We start from the raw sequence: 15,345 nt of genomic DNA, 5'->3' as shown, positions 1-15,345 counted from the left end.
ATAGCCAAATTAACCGTCGAATCAACCAGCGGTTTAATCTCTTCTAATGTCACACTGTGACCATCTCTACCATCTTTAGGCATAGGAATAGCCTTTACTTGCTGAATAAGAAAAGCATGTAAGGATTGTTCAAAGCTATTTTTTTCAGCATCAAACCGTTGTTCAAGGCGATTCAGTGAGACACTGGCTTGCTCTTCTAACAACAAGAGTAAGGCAGCAATATCATTCTCTTGTTTCTGGAGCAGTTGCTGATAAAGTGCCAGCTGTTCCATTAAGCTATCAATACGCGCATCACGCTTCGCTAACGCATTATTCACAGCCTCAATCAAGTTATCGGTAAATTGTTTTTCACGTTGATTCACTTGATACACTCCGCAAAATAGTGTTTTTCGTCCTGCACCGATGCTTCGTTCACGGTCTCCACAAATAACTCGCTTTTATCAAAGGATGTCGGCATTTTTTGTTTATCTCTCCATGATAACGCCGCCAAACTATAATTTTGTTGTTGCAAATAAGGTGTATCTCCACCCTCGACAGGCGCTAAATTCTCCTTTTTACGCACTTCATTCGGCGATAACCACCCACCTTTAATCCCTTCATTGTGAGCTTTAAAGCGTGTTGCGGTATCCATTCGCATTAATGTGTCTAAATCAAATTCAATTTTTTCAAACAACGGTAAATCAAGACCTTGAGCCAATAAGATCTCAATAGCTTCGATATGAGACTGTAAGCATTGGGAATAGTATTGCTGATCTAATGCTTCAACATTATTGTATGAGGGAACCTCTCCTAGCCCGACTTTATACAAAGGAACATGAAACACCGAACAGACAATTTCAGCCGTCAATCTCAACTGTTCAACTAACTGAGAATCGACTGGGTTAAATGAAAGGGTTTTGTACTTGGCATTCTCTGTTAATATTGCTGTTTTACCCGCATTTTTACCACCATAATTCGTCTCCCATAATTTTTTTAGCGTGTGAGCGTCCTCTTCACTGATTTTGCCAGGCACTTCGATAACACCGCTGGGCTTGCCCCCATTCACAAAGAGATGTGTGGCATTTTTCATGATCGCTGTCCCTTGTGCCGCGGATAATGCACACGCATAAACAGGCGGTAACCCCATTAAGGGATGATAGAGACAATTAAATCTATCATGGATAATCTCTCTAGCGGGAACCGTCACCGATTGCGCTATTCCTGAAATATTATCCGTAGATAATTGGTAGAACACCTCCCCTTTATCGGTTATCAGTGGTTTAACGCGGTTTGGATCCAGTATTTTCAGTTCTTGCACTTTTCCTTTAGGTGTTCGCACCTTAAAAACAAATGTATTCCCCGTCGTCAATTTTGAATTGAGCCAATTTTCAAAAAATTGATTCCTGGTTTGTAGCGAGTTAGGTGTCACTATCACCGTGTAAGCACCTTTATTTTGCTCGTGCCATATCCCATCATGCCCTTTTCGTTTTAATAACAAGGGCATTTTAGCAATATCTGAGGCGATTAATGTCACACAGGAAAAAACAGGATGGTAAGTTAATACCTCTTCTCGGCTAAGCGCCATATTTTGCTGCCAAGCGCCAGTAAAAGGTTCTCTGAAAATCGTGAGCCAACCTTCTCCGAGACCAGCCAGTCTCTTAACCACGGCCTGGGCAATGTTCGTTAATATTGGCATAAAGTCCCCAACCCATGAAAAAGAAAGGGGCTATACCGCCCCTTATGTTACTCTTTCGTCTTTTCAAGCGATTCGACACGTAATGTGAGTGCCTCAAGCTCCTTAGAAAGCTCTTTTCCTAAGTCACCGTTCGGATCAGGTCCCCCTTTCTGCACAGCAGTATTTAAGGCTTCAAAGTTTTGATTGGCTTTTACGAAAGCGTCTCGCAACGTATCGCCTGTGCCATCATTGGCTTTTTCGCCCACATTAATTTTCTGAATGACAGCCATTAATTTATCCTCCTATGTGTTGTGTCTGTTGTCACTTCGGCGTTGTCCACCGTGATCACTTTGGGCTTTTATCTCCCCCTGTGACTGTGCGGTAGTTGACACCCGACACATAGGCCACTGCTTCTGGGCGACGTTTGCGCCAATTGATAAAGCGCTCTGCACGAATAGCCACACTGTTGGTTTGGAACATGCTCACCAATTGGGCTCCGGTCCCCGTTTTACTGCTGTTAGTTGGGCTATCTTCCATTTGTAAAGACGCTTCACGACTCGCATCAATTACCACCTGACCATCATCGGCAAGATACACATCTTGCGCGTTAACCAAAATTAACTGTTCCCCCGCATACTGTGACACAATCGCAGGTAAGCCTTGGAAAGCCCCACCGAGGAAACTCAAATCAGGGTACATCTTCTGACCCAATGGATTTTTCATTTTTGATAAGGCTAATGCTGTCATGGAAGACATGATCCAAACACCACTTGTCGGCGAAAGATTGGCTTTCAGAAAGGCTTCAAACACTGCCTCAACATCCGCTTCAGGATTGCCTGTTGATGGGATGGCTTTCACACCATGCGTAATGGAAGCGGGTGATACGTTTGTGACTTCGGCTTTGTTAGGATCGATGAAATCAATATCAATGCGTTCAATGATGGCAGCCGCCAAGGCATTACGTACAAGGGTATCCGCCGCGGGGTTGCTAAAGCGCACTAATTCATCCGTCAGCACGGCAATGTTTGCGACTTTTGCAAAGCCAAGTTGAATAGATTGAAAATCAAATTTAGTCAGTGGTTTGGGATCACCTTGCCCCACCCAATACCCTTTTCCTCCGCTGATTTGTCCAGGGATACGCACATTAAACGGAATACGAAACAATGACGGGATCCCCCCGATACCAAATTGACCAATAATGGTTTTAGGGCGTAAAAAGTCAATAAAATCACCCGCAAAATGTTGATAGTCCGTCAATGTCCCCGCCCATTGTGGATCAGTCGTTGTCCCTGCGTTTACCGCCGCTTTGAGTACATTCTGTATGCGGGGTTGCTCTGGGTATTGTGATTTTGCAATTTCCAACGCCTGTGTTGTGTTACCTTTTGAGGCGGCTAAACATTTCACATAACGAGCAAATTCAATGCCTGGCGCTAATTTTTCGTCTACTTTTATAATCCCGCCTCGCAATTGAGAGGCTTCACGAAATGAGTTTTGCTCAACATCAATCGGCTTAGCTTGTTTGGCTTGGGAGGCTTCCATTTCACGCAAACGCACTAAATGACTATCTACTGCCTTGATTTCCGAGGTTAAATTATCGTACTGCTCTGATTCTTCCACATCCAAAGTACGACCTTCTTCAGCTGCTTTGTTCATGATATCTAATCGTGCCGCATCATTGGCCGATCTTTTCGCTTCGAACGATTTAATTTGTTCGGCAATATTCATTGTATGTTCCTTATTGAATGCATTTTTTGCTGAAACGCCAGCGGATAATTGAGAAGATAAATGGACAACTCGCCTTGAGCCAGACGCAGCAGGCGGTTGAAACATCGATTTAAGGGTTTGAAGATGACAATCCTTATTGGCGGGGATCGTCACGACAGATAATTCCGTCCACACCCATTTGGTAAATCGGATCCCTCCCTCATCTAAAAAAGCATATTCCAACGGTTTAAATCCGATAGAAAGCCCTTTCACCAGCCCAGACTTCATGGATTGCCACGCCTCTTCGAGTCGTGCAGATAATCCCGGTGGACTGGCTATTTGGGCTATCTTTGCTTTAATTTTGATCCCATGTGGTGTGACTTTCGCGTCGATAACTTCGCCAATAGGTTGTTCCATGTTGTGCTGCCATAGCAAGGGAAGCGGTAGTGTAAATACGCCACCTTCTGGCTCGACAATATCGCCATAAGCATCAGTTGACGGTGTTGTCGCCATGCCCACGATTTCTCTGTCTTTTTCATTCACTGATTTAATCGTTAATAGACTGTAGGAACGTTGATTTTCCATGCAGACTCCTTAAAAAAAACCCGCCATTGGCGGGTTCTAAATAAAATAAGATTTGTATTGTTTCTGCGGAGGATCAGGGTTTAATGCCATCAGTGATATCGCATTAAACAGCGCCATCAGTGCATCTATCTTCGATCGACCACTGGCTTGCTTGGTAATCAGTATGGCATTCCCTTTAGGTTCAACTCTTGCATTACCCACACACCAATTCATTAAGGGCTGTTTAGCATGAAATAACACTTTTTCAGCCAGTTTTCTTTCAGTGGTTTGTATGGCACCGCCTAGCCGCCACCCTTGAGAAATCCCCACAATGGCATCTTGTTCAATGCCTCTTTGCACGATTTCATCAAGTAATCCCCCAATTTCTGAAGGGTCAATGCCAATTTTATCCATCAACCTGGTCTGATAAATTCGTTCAACAATATCAGCCACTTCCTTCGTGTCATCCCCTATTTGTGCAACGAGGGTGAAATCACCGTCTTTTTCAAAGTCGAGCAATTTGGCCACTTCACTTTTTCGACGCTCAAACACCGATGAATGCCCCCAAGCATGAGACCATGACAACCATTGACGCGTATTTTTACATCGCCCCACTATCGATAAACCGAGCAAATCATCTAATCCGCCACCATCGATACCGACAGTAACCACCTCTGAACGACGAAGGATTTCGTCAAGCGTCAAAGTGTCATCTGTTTGTGGCTCCCAAAAGTCCGCGCCCACCCAACGATCAGAACGCAATGCGAGCCCCACTTCCACATTGGCATGTTTTGCCATAAAACCGCGAAAAGAGGCATCTCCTGTCTCTTTTGCTTTGCGGAATTCTCGCATTAAAAAAACTTCATCCACCGAATACCCCAAATTGGGATTTACCATGGCCATGTTTTCCGCTAACAAGTGCTCTCCTCTTTCTACCATGTCATGTGGATGTTCAAAAATCACAGGAAGAAAGTTAGGGTCATGAATTTTGCCGTCACGCACATCACGGGCATACTGTAATTTTTGCTTAAATACCCCTGATGGAGGCTCATTGGATTGAGTCGTGGTATACACCACAAATCCCTCTGGTCGGGAAGCCAACCCCCCTATCGCTTCGCGAAGCAAATCGTCTGCATTCGCTTGTTTGCCAAACAACCACAGTTCATCAATCAGCGTTCCTACTGACTTAATACCTGAGATCGTATTAGCATCAGCGGCTAATACTTTCAGTGTGGTATCCGTATTTCTATGCGTGATGGTCCTAATGTGTGTCTGTACTTGGCACAAGTCATCCAAATCTTCATCATACTTCACCATATCCCTTGCAGGGTTAAAGGCATTTGTCGCGACCTCAACAGTAGGTGCAATGATGGTATAACTTGCGGCTTGGCGCCAATTTAACAGTAACGCCGTCATCATGATCCCCGCCGCTAACGTGGATTTCGAATTTTTCTTTGGGATAAGGACGAAGACTTCAGTAATATATCGCCGTCCCGTTTGCGTATCATACGAACCAAATAGCGCAGACACTAAGTCAAATATCCATTGAGCACAAGCTTCACCAAACGTTGGGCTGCCCGGAGCATCAACTATTTTTAATTGTTTAAAGATATTTAACGCAAGCTCTGCCTGTTCAGGATATATCGGTGGAGGAATGATCGAGCGCCCATGCTTTATTCGCTCCTCCCAGTCAGGGCAAGCGGTAGTCCAATATGGCATAGTTTAACCCTTGTTGTTGATGATTAATTTTGGGGGAGGCATTGGTGAAAAACGATTACCGGCTTTTTTCGCTGCTTTCCTCTTTTCGTCTTTTTTGCCACAGTCCCCTTTCTTACTGCACAGATAAGGTGCCAATTTTGCGGCGGCATCAAGCGATAATTTAGGGTCGATGTCTTTATTTTTCATCATGATTTCGGCAATCACGGCCAGAGGATCAGGATAGTCGTGTACCTGTGACGACCTCTCTTTATCCGTGATAACAGCGTTAATGTCAGAATTAACATTAGAGTTAACTCTAGAGTTAATTTTTCGATTAATTGTAGGGTTAACTTTATTGCTAACCTCATGATTTAAATGATAATTAACTTCATTGTTAACGTCAAAATTAACCTTAGAGTTAACTTTTTGATTTAAATGAGTATTAACTTTAGTATTACCATTAATACTGCGCCTTAGATAAGCTGTTACATCCGGATCTTTGGCTAACTGACTCCCTTTTACCTGAGCAGTTTTCTCGCTGTATCCCGCTTCAATCGCGGCTTCTCGTTGCGTCATCCCTTTTTTCAGGGCTTGTGCAAATTTCTTTTTTCGCCCTGTTAGCATCACTTTATCCTTACCTAAATAAGGTTAACTTCTTTCAAAAAACAGAATTTTTTCTCTGAATGAGAGGGGGCGAGGTAGCCGAGGCGATCTATTTTTATTTTTTTCACCTCCCCCCCTTCTTTGCTGTTAGCCTCACATTAGCAAGATAATTCTTCTTTTGTTTTCTTTCGATGACATTCAATACAAAGTACCTGACAGTTTTCAATGGTGTCTTTTCCACCTTTAAATAGAGGAATGATATGGTCTAATTCAAATCCATCAGGGAAAGCTAACAAGCTCCCACATGCGGCACAATGCGGGTTCTCTTGCCACTTTAATAACCTTCGTTTTTGCCGTTGTGATCCAGTCACTCGCCTTGTGACAACATCTAATGGTTTAACCACTTTCGTCTTTAACACGGGAATACGTGGTTTTAGTACTTTTAATCGACTCATGATGTGCGATCTAGCCTAGTGATATTAGTGAATGATTGACAAAATGATGTCACTCCCTTTTTTCTACCAACAACTGACGTTGCTGATAATGCCCAGAAAATAACAAAACAGTTATATTCATTACTTTGAGCCTCACTATCTCTTGGTTGTGAGCTCTTTTTTATATTTCCCTTCAAAGAAAATTCACCTTTATTGGCTTATCCCTACTAACGGTCAAATTGACCGTCTGAGACATACTGTCGGTAAACTCGTCTTTATTTCGATTAAAGATACGAGTTACTGATGACTCATCTTTGTACCCAAGTAATTCTGAAAGTTGCTTGTTGGTAAACCAGATTTTTCCATCACCATTATCAAATAGAGGAATTTCGTCACCTTTAAAAACTAAGGATTTATTCATAGCGTATTACCTTCATTTGAAATGAACCCTCGTTCACATAGAAAATCAGCCCGTCGAAGCTCGCCAGCTATAACTGACTTCCTCGAAGGCTCATATCAAAGTAATTGAATTCGACGTTTTTGAATTGCTCCGTGAATGAGCAATGAAATACGTATAAAAAAGCCACCAGCGATTAACTGATGGCTATCCATATACGTCACTAAATAAATGACGTTTGTAGAATTGAATATATTGATGTCTCTCCATCGTCACGCCCCTTCTTCTACCTACAGCTGACGTTGCTGATAATGACCAAAAAATAACAAAACGGTGGTATTCGTTGTTTTTGATTTCTCTTACACACTCAATGTGAGGAGAACATGTCATCGTTAATGTATGAGAACAGCGACAACGCAACGCATTAAAACATCATTACAAGAGGATTATTTTCTAAAAAATAGCGTTGATTATTAACAGATTGGTTTAGTCGATATTGGTAATCTATTGTTTTCACTCATACTAGTGAAAGCCCTGTGGGAGCCCAAACTCACAGGGTTATTTTTATCTTGCGTTTTTATTTAGGTAAGAAATAAGTTAATCAGAATTATCAATCTGGTATATATACTTACTTAAGCTATACTAACTAAAATCAACCTCGCTATACTCTTACTGATTGGTGTTTAGTTAGTTTGCCCATGCACCCATGCTGGGCTTTTTTTAGTTCACATACTCCACTCTAATGTAATCCTGCAACCCTTTAATCATCTGTTCTGACTCTGCAATTCGCTCTCTGAGTAACCAATAATTTCTGATAGCGGTGTCAGTAGGTCGGGCGGTGGTTGCATAAGCCAAGCGGGTGGCGGGAGTGGTTTTGTTTTTTGGGCACTCGGCTTTGATGTACACCCGCTCAGGATGACGCTCACTAATATCACGCAAGTGACTAATTTCATTCTTGGCATTCGCTAACTCCTGTATATATTGAATATCCAACTGATTTAATCGCATTATGCGTGCTTGATAATCAGTATTAATAGACTTCTGTTCTTCGAGAGCCACAGTTAGTTTTTTATTGGTATCTGTCAGTGAATTAATCCTGTTAGCTTGCCAGTTAATCACCCAATAACTACCCACAATGATGCCTACCATCGCAATGACGGCATAGAGTTTCCCGTATTTCATGATTAGTACCTATGATGTGAGAGAGCTATCTGACAGCGCTTTTCTAAACTAACTTGGTCTTTAGTACATGAGTTATCAATTAAGAGATAAATACCACCAGCGACTGTAATGAGTAATGCAAGGATAAAGCTGATAATGATGATTAAAGGTTTCCATGACATAGTGCTGACTCCGCCTCTCGACGACTGACAAGCCCTCGCCAAACCTTTCCACCCGCATATACCCAACGTTTTATTTCTTCACAGGCACCCGCTCTATCATCCGCATTTAGTTTCTTGAGTAATGTAGAGCGAGCAAATGCGGTAGCACCCACATTAAAAGCAAAGGAATATAAAGCGGCTTTGGTGTAGTCATCGAGTGGTACTTTGATTAATACATCGACTTGCTGTTGTGTTTTAATAAAATCGTTTTGTAATAACGCATCACATTCTTGTTGTGTATATCTCTTACCTTGAATAATGTCTTTGCCTGTGTGCCCATAACAAACCGTCAAAATGCCTGCCACATCACGATAAGGTTCATAACGCACACCTTCAAAATGGGCTATCACTACTAATGCAATGGCTGTTGCTCCCGCAGTTGTTAGCGCCGCTATTTTCTGTTTGAGAGACATTAAATATCCTTTGGTGCTTTCACCATTAATTCAGCAAGTCTTTTTAACGTTTCGGTCGGGTTTTGTGGGTCAACATGACGAACAAGCTCTTCAAATAATTGAGTACGTTTTCGCTGTTCTCTTCGAGTCATAAAATAAGTGGCTAAACCTAGAACCATGCTGAACGCCATCCCGATAACAAATCCCCATTCATATAAAGAGAGACTGGCAAAAAAGGCCGTTAGGCCTGCTGTTCCATAGGTTACATTGGTTAATTTATCCATACGCATAGTCACCCCCAAAGGAGTGTCCGTTGATGATGAGTGTGAGAGAGTTAAAAGTGAAACGATAAAAATTAGGCGGGCATTGATACTTTAAGTGCCTTTAATAAACCTTCAGGCAACTGTTCTTCCAGTGACGCATTAGAAACAATCACAAGACCATACATAGATATCCATGTATTCGTTTGTTGTAAGTGTCCCTGAATAAATTGCCTCGCTTTCTCTAACAAATAAACACAACTCTCTTGTGTGTTTTTACGCCAATAGGATTCAATCGCCACCAGCAATGGAGCACCAGCATCACTAATTTTTTGCAAGCCGATTCGATATTGCTTTTTACCTGCGGGAGATGTCGTGCAAATTAGTTGTGTGAGTTGTTGAGTTTCGCCATCAGCCGTATGGATATTCGCCGTTAAAATGGCGGAGGTATTCTTTTCACTGTCTGTTTCTGAGGTATAGTGAAGACTAAACTGTAATTCGCTTATCTCTTTTGACATAACACACACCTTTTATTGATATATATCATATTTAGACAAGAAAAAGGCCACTGTAGTGACCTCATATAATTGACAATTAAATGATAATGATTATTATTCGTGAATGTGTCTGTTTTTTCTCCGATATTGATACATTGCTTTATAGTTAATGATCGCTCTCGTTATTAACACTTTTCCCGAAGATTTATGCCGACATGACTCCTAGCGCGTCGGCTTTTTTTTACTCAAATCGGGAATGATAACTCGAACAGCATTCCCGTCACTTAAGTAATAGTGAACTTCTTCTGCTTCTCAATTCCCTTACTCAGCGATTAATTTAAGCGCAAATATAATTTCGTTTTTACTTTAGATAACAAAAAAGTCACCGAAGTGACTTCAAAAGAAAGTAATAATTCTTCTTTACTCTGTGCAAATTTTTACACTGTACTCTGTTGCTTCTTCCACTGCCCTGGTCTGCAATTAAATACACTTTTAAATGCTTTACTAAATGCAGCTTCAGATTGGTATCCGACTCTTTCTGCGATATCTGATAATGTATATTTATTTTGTTGTAATAATGAAAGTGCTTTTAGCATACGAATGGATTGTAGAACCTCGCCAGGTGTCGTATTCGCCGTTGCTTTAAATTGACGCACAAAAGTCGCTCGTGACATTGAAGCGGCATTAGCTAAAGAATCAAGTGTCCACCCTTTTTGTGGTTCATTTAACATAGAATTAAATACACGACTTAACCGAGGTTCAGCTAATAATGCTAACCAACTTGAGTTTATATCTGGTTTTTGCCCATAAACACGTAATGCAAAAGCGAATAAAGTCTGAGCAAGCCCATTTAATATCGCAGCCGCCCCTTGATTTGCATTAATGGCTTCCTCTCGAAGCAACTGGCTAAATAAATTCAATACTGTTAGCCCTGGCATTTCCACCAAATTTGCCACTACCATATCAGGAAACCCATTTAATAATAGTAACCCGCTTCCTTTAGCATAAGTCATTCGCCCGCAAAGCAAATCAACATGTTGAGTCTGATCTTCAGATTTTGTGTACTTAACAGGTAAGAAGCCATTATTTTTATGCAAAAAAGGGAGAGGTTCTATATCTCGTTCTCCACTCCAAAGGGTATGTGATTGCCTTCTGTTTAACATTAAAAAAGTGCCTTCGGATAAAAGTATAGGGGCTGATTTTTCAATCTGAACATAACACTGCCCTGATAGAACTAAGTGAAAAATAGTTTCATGTTCAACAGATGAAACATGCGGTAATGAAAAATGCCCTTTCATTTGACAAAACACATCTAATTGCAATTGCCCTTGAGAAAGGTATAAGAGTTGGCTCAACGTATCCATGAGACTAATTCACTAAAAATTGATTCGTTTGATGATGTCATCATCTTTTTTTTCATCCCATAATGTCAACCAATAATTCAGTTAACTCAATAAGGTTAATATCATGCTTAATTGGAATGAATATCGAAAACAATTAATGGGGCGTATTGGTGAGTTAGGAAAATTAACACCAGATACGGTTACTGGCTACCAAGCACTTTCCAATGCAGGTAAAAAAACTAATCACTTAGATGCAAAAACAAGAGAATTAATCGCATTAGCAGTTGCAGTCACAACACGCTGTGATGGTTGTATCGCCGTACATGCTGACACCGCTTTAAAGCTGGGAGCTAGTCATGAAGAAATTGCAGAAGCACTCGGTGTTGCTGTTGCATTAAATGCAGGTGCTGCGATGGTTTATTCTGCTCGAGTATTGGATGCTATTGCACCTGAAAATTAATTCGTAATAAATCAATATCAGGGATATTAATTCAATAATCTCAATATATGACCCCAAAAATAATTGGGGTCTATTATTATTTAAGAACCTTATCATTACACATTGAGATTTTCATTCCCTTCTTCAGAGTAAATACTCCATACCTAATTCTTTTAAAATAAAACTCGATTAAATTAACGAGGGCTTTAATCAATAAGGTGCCGACTCACAGCTCTTGTGTGAACGATATAAGTGGATGTTGATTCTGTGGTCGGCGTAGACGAAAAGGCTACAAAGTAACCTTATTTAATTCAGGGTTGAATATATCAATGAGAATAATTATCATTACAATTGTATCAACTTTGACGAGTATGATACGAATAAGTACGACATACTTCTTGCGTTTACTTTATATGCCGACATAGCTCCTAGCGCGTCGGCCTTTTTTTATATAAAAAAACCCCGCCGAAGCGAGGTTCTATATATTCAACTATTTAACGCTTAACTCATTTGAGCAGCCATTACAGTCTTACAAAAAATACATTTTGCGCCGTGTGGATTGTTCACTGTAACATCAAATTGTGATGTTCTATATTGTGAACCGCTACAACAAGGGCATTTAAAATAGAGGCGAATAGTAATAGCGCCTTTAGAGAGCCACCACGTTGCCTGCTGCTGGACCTTTCATACCATTTTCAATGGTAAATGAAACTTCTTGGCCTTCCATCAGAGATTTGAAGTCATCACTCTGAATTGCAGAGTAATGTACAAATACATCTTTACTTCCATCTTTAGGAGTGATGAAACCAAAACCTTTATCATCGTTAAACCATTTTACTGAACCAGTCATTGTATTAGACATAGAATTTCCTTTAATTTATTTAATTTGCCATAAGGCATATGAGGGTTTGTTTTTTATTTTTACTTATGGGAATTAATTAGAAGGAATTCGCAATGAAGTGGTATCGAGGATAACGCTAAACGGTGAACAACTTTAAACTGACTAACATAAATAGGCCTGTACTTCCAAACCAGTGATGTCATTAAGCCATAGAAAAATTCAGATAGCAAACTTTATTTTTGCAATAAAAGCACTTGTGTGTGCTATCAAGAATGAAACCCTATTAAAAGGTGCCGACTCACAGCTCTTGTGTGAACGGTATAAGTGGGTATTGATTCTGTGGTCGGCATAGACGGAAAGGCTACAAAGTAACCTTATTTAATTTAGGGTTGAATATCTTAGTGAGAATAATTATCATTACATTCGTATCAAATTGACAGGTTTGATACGAATTAGTACGACATGACTTACATTGCTTCTTGCGTTTATTTTATATGCCGATATGACTCCTAGCGTATCGGCATTTTTTTATTGTGTATTGAAAACAATTAAGGCTACACATCATGCGTAGCCTTAATCTTATTCACGTTATCTAACTCAATTAACTTTTATCTTTATTTTCTATCGCTATTGTTTGTCGTTTTTCTTCTTCAGGTAATTCATACTCAATAGCAATGGTCAGAAGTCCACTTGATAAATCGGCTTTTTCTATTTTAACATTTTTACCGAGGTCAAATTGCAACGTAAATTGCCCTTGAGATATGCCTCGGTGGATCCATTTATCATTGTCTTCTTCTGATTTTTCTTCTTTTTTCCCTTCAATCAATAAACGGCTACCTTTCAATGAAACCGATAAATCATTTTCTTGATATCCAGGCACACTCACTGTCAGCTCATAATGGTTATCATCAATCTGTTTCAGGTTATAAGTCTGTACAGGTGATGCTATTGGCTTACTGCCTGTTAACTGACTAAACAGGCGATCTATCTGATCAAAACGATTTGAAAGTAAGTTGTCAGATAATGTTGGGAATAATGAAAAAGGTTTAATGTTAGGCATATAACTCCTCCTTCAGTATTTAATGAATTATGGGCGGTATCTTATTTACCCAAAATATAAATATGAACGAGCAAGCATTTTTCAAGCCCTAAATCCTAAATTTTTTATCTTTGACCTACATGGGATTGTAGATAACAAAAAACCCCGCCGAAGCGAGGTTTGAAATACTTACATTTATACTATTATATAAATATTGCATTTAATTTATAGAAAAAAACGGAGTTTTGCAACTTTTTTAATCAGCTTAAAGCGCTAATTTTGAATAGCGAATCTCTATCTAATTGATAGCAACAATCTAATAAACAAATCCAATACAGTTTATAGCTCTTTCGCCAAGCATCAGCACTGACGCCCAACAATTCAGCGAGCTTAACATCCGTATATTTTTTTGCTGTTTGATTAATTTCTGCTTTTACCGCCTGAATGGCTAGTAAGGTAAGAGATTGAAGTCGTTGCTTAACTTTTTTCGTTATCCTTTTTTTACTATTTAATCGCTGAAACTCATGCCAAATATAGGGAACAATGAGTATTTGCTCACGATAATATTGATAATCACCATAGCAATAGAGTAACCATAAGCGCATTTCGTTAGGCAATTGATGAATACCTCTGCGCCATGATGAAGTGCGATAAGTAACTTCATTAATTAATGGTTTTGATTTTCCTTTGGCATGTTTTTGCTTAATTTTGAGTGGATGTGAGGGGAGTCTGTATCGAGACTTTATTTCACCCGCATAGCGTATTGGGTTTCTTTTAAACCTATCGGTTACAAGTATTGCTTGTTCCTCCATGGCACTTAACGGCCCATTTTCTATAATACAAACATTCATCAACGCTGTACTTACTCGCTCGCGTATCCACTCAATATTCACTATCGCACCTCTTGGATAATTATCTGCCCCCTTTTTCCCCACACTTTTGTTACCCGCCCATCCCATACACGTGAATCATCGTCAAAAATAGCATCAAGTAATGCTTTTTCGAGATTATCTTTATCCGGTTTTTGTTGATGGGGTTTACCGTTCATTTCGGAGCGTTTAGTTTTACTCCAACTCTTCGGCATGGGTAGAATGAATGTAATGTGGTAATGTGATTCAGGTAGGGTGATTTTGTTTAACTTTACTTCGTCCTTAAACGCAAAATACTTTAAAACTGGGGGACGTTTTTTCCATTTATCAGCCTGAGTCATCCTTGGTTTAGGTACTGGTTCGATATTAAAGACCTTCACACGTTCAACTTCCCTTCTTGGATCAATATGGCTTGCGTTCTCAAAACACCTTCTAGGTGACATTGTTTTGCATACTCCATATCCGTAAATCGTGTTCGTCTATCAACTTCATCGTGACATGCACTACAAGCCCAAGCGCCAAATAAGTCATGCGATTTTATTCCGACGCCACAAAGACCTGACATTCTGTAATGGGCTAAAACAACCGTTTCAGAGTTACCATTACAAACTGAAGGTATTCTAATCTGACATTCACGCCCTTTTGCCTCATTGCGTAAATTCATCATGAGCCTCCTGATTACTATTTTTTATCACTCTAAAATAAAAACGATCATGTTATTAACTGAAATAATCATCACTATTTCCTATTCTTCTTGCTTTCTTTTCAAACTCATATATTCAGAGTTACGAGGAATGATGATCGGAATTCCCTTCTCAATGCACCATTGTTCATGTTTCTCCATCATGTAAAGCATCCTTGCTTTATCCATCTTGCTGGTTTTTTCACGCTCACCGTTTTCATTGCGTCCTAGCCAATGTCCAACGAAATATTCATGAGTTTCCTCATTAGTGATGGGCTTTGATAAAACGATTTCACCGACACCATTTTTAATATCGATAACAACGCCACGTGCACGTAACCACTCGCCTGTGGTTTCCATCCACATACGCCATGTTTTATTCATGGGTATGGTTCTTAAATCACGCCACTCGGTGATTTTGATGCGATAGCGTTTACCTGTTGTCACGATTTCGGAGAGCACTTTGAAAATACTGTTGAGATTGGATTTATGGAGACAGATATCATCTGTCACTAAACAACCTCTCCATCATTATTTTTTAAATATA

21 protein-coding genes are annotated in these 15,345 nt (G+C 40.0%); 1 reads left to right on the top strand and 20 read right to left on the bottom strand.

What is annotated here, in order from left to right; all coding sequences use genetic code 11:
* The 14 genes from ACNARN_RS08065 to ACNARN_RS08000 form a co-directional block, all read right to left on the bottom strand.
* Positions 1–362: hypothetical protein (locus tag ACNARN_RS08065; protein WP_416304322.1), on the bottom strand; the 362-nt coding region annotated here is incomplete at its 3' end.
* Positions 359–1,564, bottom strand: coding sequence for a phage portal protein (locus tag ACNARN_RS08060; RefSeq protein ID WP_416304321.1), 1,206 nt, complete (start codon positions 1,562–1,564; stop codon positions 359–361). The genes ACNARN_RS08065 and ACNARN_RS08060, both read right to left, overlap by 4 nt.
* A 158-nt stretch (positions 1,565–1,722) precedes the next feature.
* Positions 1,723–1,944 carry a hypothetical protein gene (locus ACNARN_RS08055; protein ID WP_416304320.1) on the bottom strand — a complete coding sequence of 74 codons (222 nt, stop codon included), beginning with the start codon at positions 1,942–1,944 and terminating at the stop codon, positions 1,723–1,725.
* Between the two features lie 55 nt (positions 1,945–1,999).
* Positions 2,000–3,943: a phage major capsid protein gene (locus tag ACNARN_RS08050; RefSeq protein WP_004244737.1), complete on the bottom strand. Its 1,944-nt coding sequence runs from the start codon at positions 3,941–3,943 to the stop codon at positions 2,000–2,002.
* Positions 3,944–3,979: 36 nt separating this feature from the next.
* Entirely contained in the window at positions 3,980–5,641 is a 1,662-nt protein-coding gene (locus ACNARN_RS08045) for a terminase large subunit (RefSeq protein WP_036894755.1), read from the bottom strand.
* 3 nt (positions 5,642–5,644) lie between these two features.
* A complete protein-coding gene (locus ACNARN_RS08040) occupies positions 5,645–6,244 on the bottom strand; it encodes a terminase small subunit (RefSeq protein ID WP_416304319.1) in 600 nt (199 codons plus the stop codon).
* Between the two features lie 137 nt (positions 6,245–6,381).
* On the bottom strand, positions 6,382–6,678 hold the full coding sequence (locus ACNARN_RS08035; protein ID WP_004244733.1) for an HNH endonuclease: 297 nt from the start codon (positions 6,676–6,678) through the stop codon (positions 6,382–6,384).
* Between the two features lie 172 nt (positions 6,679–6,850).
* Positions 6,851–7,078 (bottom strand): hypothetical protein, encoded by a 228-nt coding sequence (locus tag ACNARN_RS08030; RefSeq protein ID WP_004244731.1) that lies wholly within the window; start codon positions 7,076–7,078, stop codon positions 6,851–6,853.
* 696 nt (positions 7,079–7,774) lie between these two features.
* Positions 7,775–8,236: a lysis protein gene (locus ACNARN_RS08025; protein ID WP_416304318.1), complete on the bottom strand. Its 462-nt coding sequence runs from the start codon at positions 8,234–8,236 to the stop codon at positions 7,775–7,777.
* Between the two features lie 2 nt (positions 8,237–8,238).
* The gene (locus tag ACNARN_RS08020; RefSeq protein WP_004244729.1) at positions 8,239–8,397 is read right to left on the bottom strand and encodes a hypothetical protein; all 159 of its coding nucleotides are present in this window, start codon (positions 8,395–8,397) and stop codon (positions 8,239–8,241) included.
* Positions 8,379–8,849 carry a lysozyme gene (locus ACNARN_RS08015; protein WP_416304317.1) on the bottom strand — a complete coding sequence of 157 codons (471 nt, stop codon included), beginning with the start codon at positions 8,847–8,849 and terminating at the stop codon, positions 8,379–8,381. The genes ACNARN_RS08020 and ACNARN_RS08015 overlap by 19 nt, the downstream gene beginning before the upstream one ends.
* Positions 8,849–9,118 carry a phage protein gene (locus ACNARN_RS08010; protein ID WP_020946092.1) on the bottom strand — a complete coding sequence of 90 codons (270 nt, stop codon included), beginning with the start codon at positions 9,116–9,118 and terminating at the stop codon, positions 8,849–8,851. Before ACNARN_RS08010 ends, ACNARN_RS08015 begins: the two co-directional genes overlap by 1 nt.
* 65 nt (positions 9,119–9,183) lie before the next feature.
* Entirely contained in the window at positions 9,184–9,606 is a 423-nt protein-coding gene (locus ACNARN_RS08005) for a hypothetical protein (RefSeq protein WP_416304316.1), read from the bottom strand.
* A gap of 416 nt (positions 9,607–10,022) precedes the next feature.
* Positions 10,023–10,949: an AraC family transcriptional regulator gene (locus tag ACNARN_RS08000; protein WP_004251737.1), complete on the bottom strand. Its 927-nt coding sequence runs from the start codon at positions 10,947–10,949 to the stop codon at positions 10,023–10,025.
* A 103-nt stretch (positions 10,950–11,052) separates the two neighbouring features.
* On the opposite strand from ACNARN_RS08000, the gene ACNARN_RS07995 reads away from it, so the two are divergent.
* The gene (locus tag ACNARN_RS07995; protein WP_004251738.1) at positions 11,053–11,388 is read left to right on the top strand and encodes a carboxymuconolactone decarboxylase family protein; all 336 of its coding nucleotides are present in this window, start codon (positions 11,053–11,055) and stop codon (positions 11,386–11,388) included.
* Positions 11,389–12,016: 628 nt separating this feature from the next.
* Here ACNARN_RS07995 and cspA read toward each other — a convergent pair.
* The 6 genes from cspA to ACNARN_RS07965 all read right to left on the bottom strand — a co-directional run bounded on the left by cspA (position 12,017) and on the right by ACNARN_RS07965 (position 15,311).
* Entirely contained in the window at positions 12,017–12,229 is a 213-nt protein-coding gene (gene cspA, locus ACNARN_RS07990; protein WP_041701226.1) for an RNA chaperone/antiterminator CspA, read from the bottom strand.
* 580 nt (positions 12,230–12,809) lie between these two features.
* Complete coding sequence (locus ACNARN_RS07985) at positions 12,810–13,268, bottom strand: Hsp20 family protein (RefSeq protein WP_072070436.1); 459 nt, start codon at positions 13,266–13,268, stop codon at positions 12,810–12,812.
* Positions 13,269–13,507: 239 nt separating this feature from the next.
* A complete protein-coding gene (locus ACNARN_RS07980; RefSeq protein ID WP_109372765.1) occupies positions 13,508–14,140 on the bottom strand; it encodes a bacteriophage antitermination protein Q in 633 nt (210 codons plus the stop codon).
* Positions 14,140–14,496, bottom strand: a complete 357-nt coding sequence (locus ACNARN_RS07975) for a RusA family crossover junction endodeoxyribonuclease (RefSeq protein WP_004245983.1) — start codon at positions 14,494–14,496, stop codon at positions 14,140–14,142. Before ACNARN_RS07975 ends, ACNARN_RS07980 begins: the two co-directional genes overlap by 1 nt.
* Positions 14,493–14,783 carry a DUF1364 domain-containing protein gene (locus ACNARN_RS07970; protein WP_004245984.1) on the bottom strand — a complete coding sequence of 97 codons (291 nt, stop codon included), beginning with the start codon at positions 14,781–14,783 and terminating at the stop codon, positions 14,493–14,495. Before ACNARN_RS07970 ends, ACNARN_RS07975 begins: the two co-directional genes overlap by 4 nt.
* A 78-nt stretch (positions 14,784–14,861) precedes the next feature.
* Entirely contained in the window at positions 14,862–15,311 is a 450-nt protein-coding gene (locus ACNARN_RS07965) for a YbcN family protein (RefSeq protein ID WP_049195179.1), read from the bottom strand.
* Positions 15,312–15,345: the final 34 nt, after the last annotated feature.

Origin of the sequence: Proteus sp. TSJ240517 (assembly GCF_047921575.1) — a bacterium.
Taxonomy (GTDB): Bacteria; Pseudomonadota; Gammaproteobacteria; order Enterobacterales; family Enterobacteriaceae; genus Proteus.
Note: the sequence above shows the minus strand (reverse complement) of the source record. Positions and strands in the feature narration are given on the sequence as shown.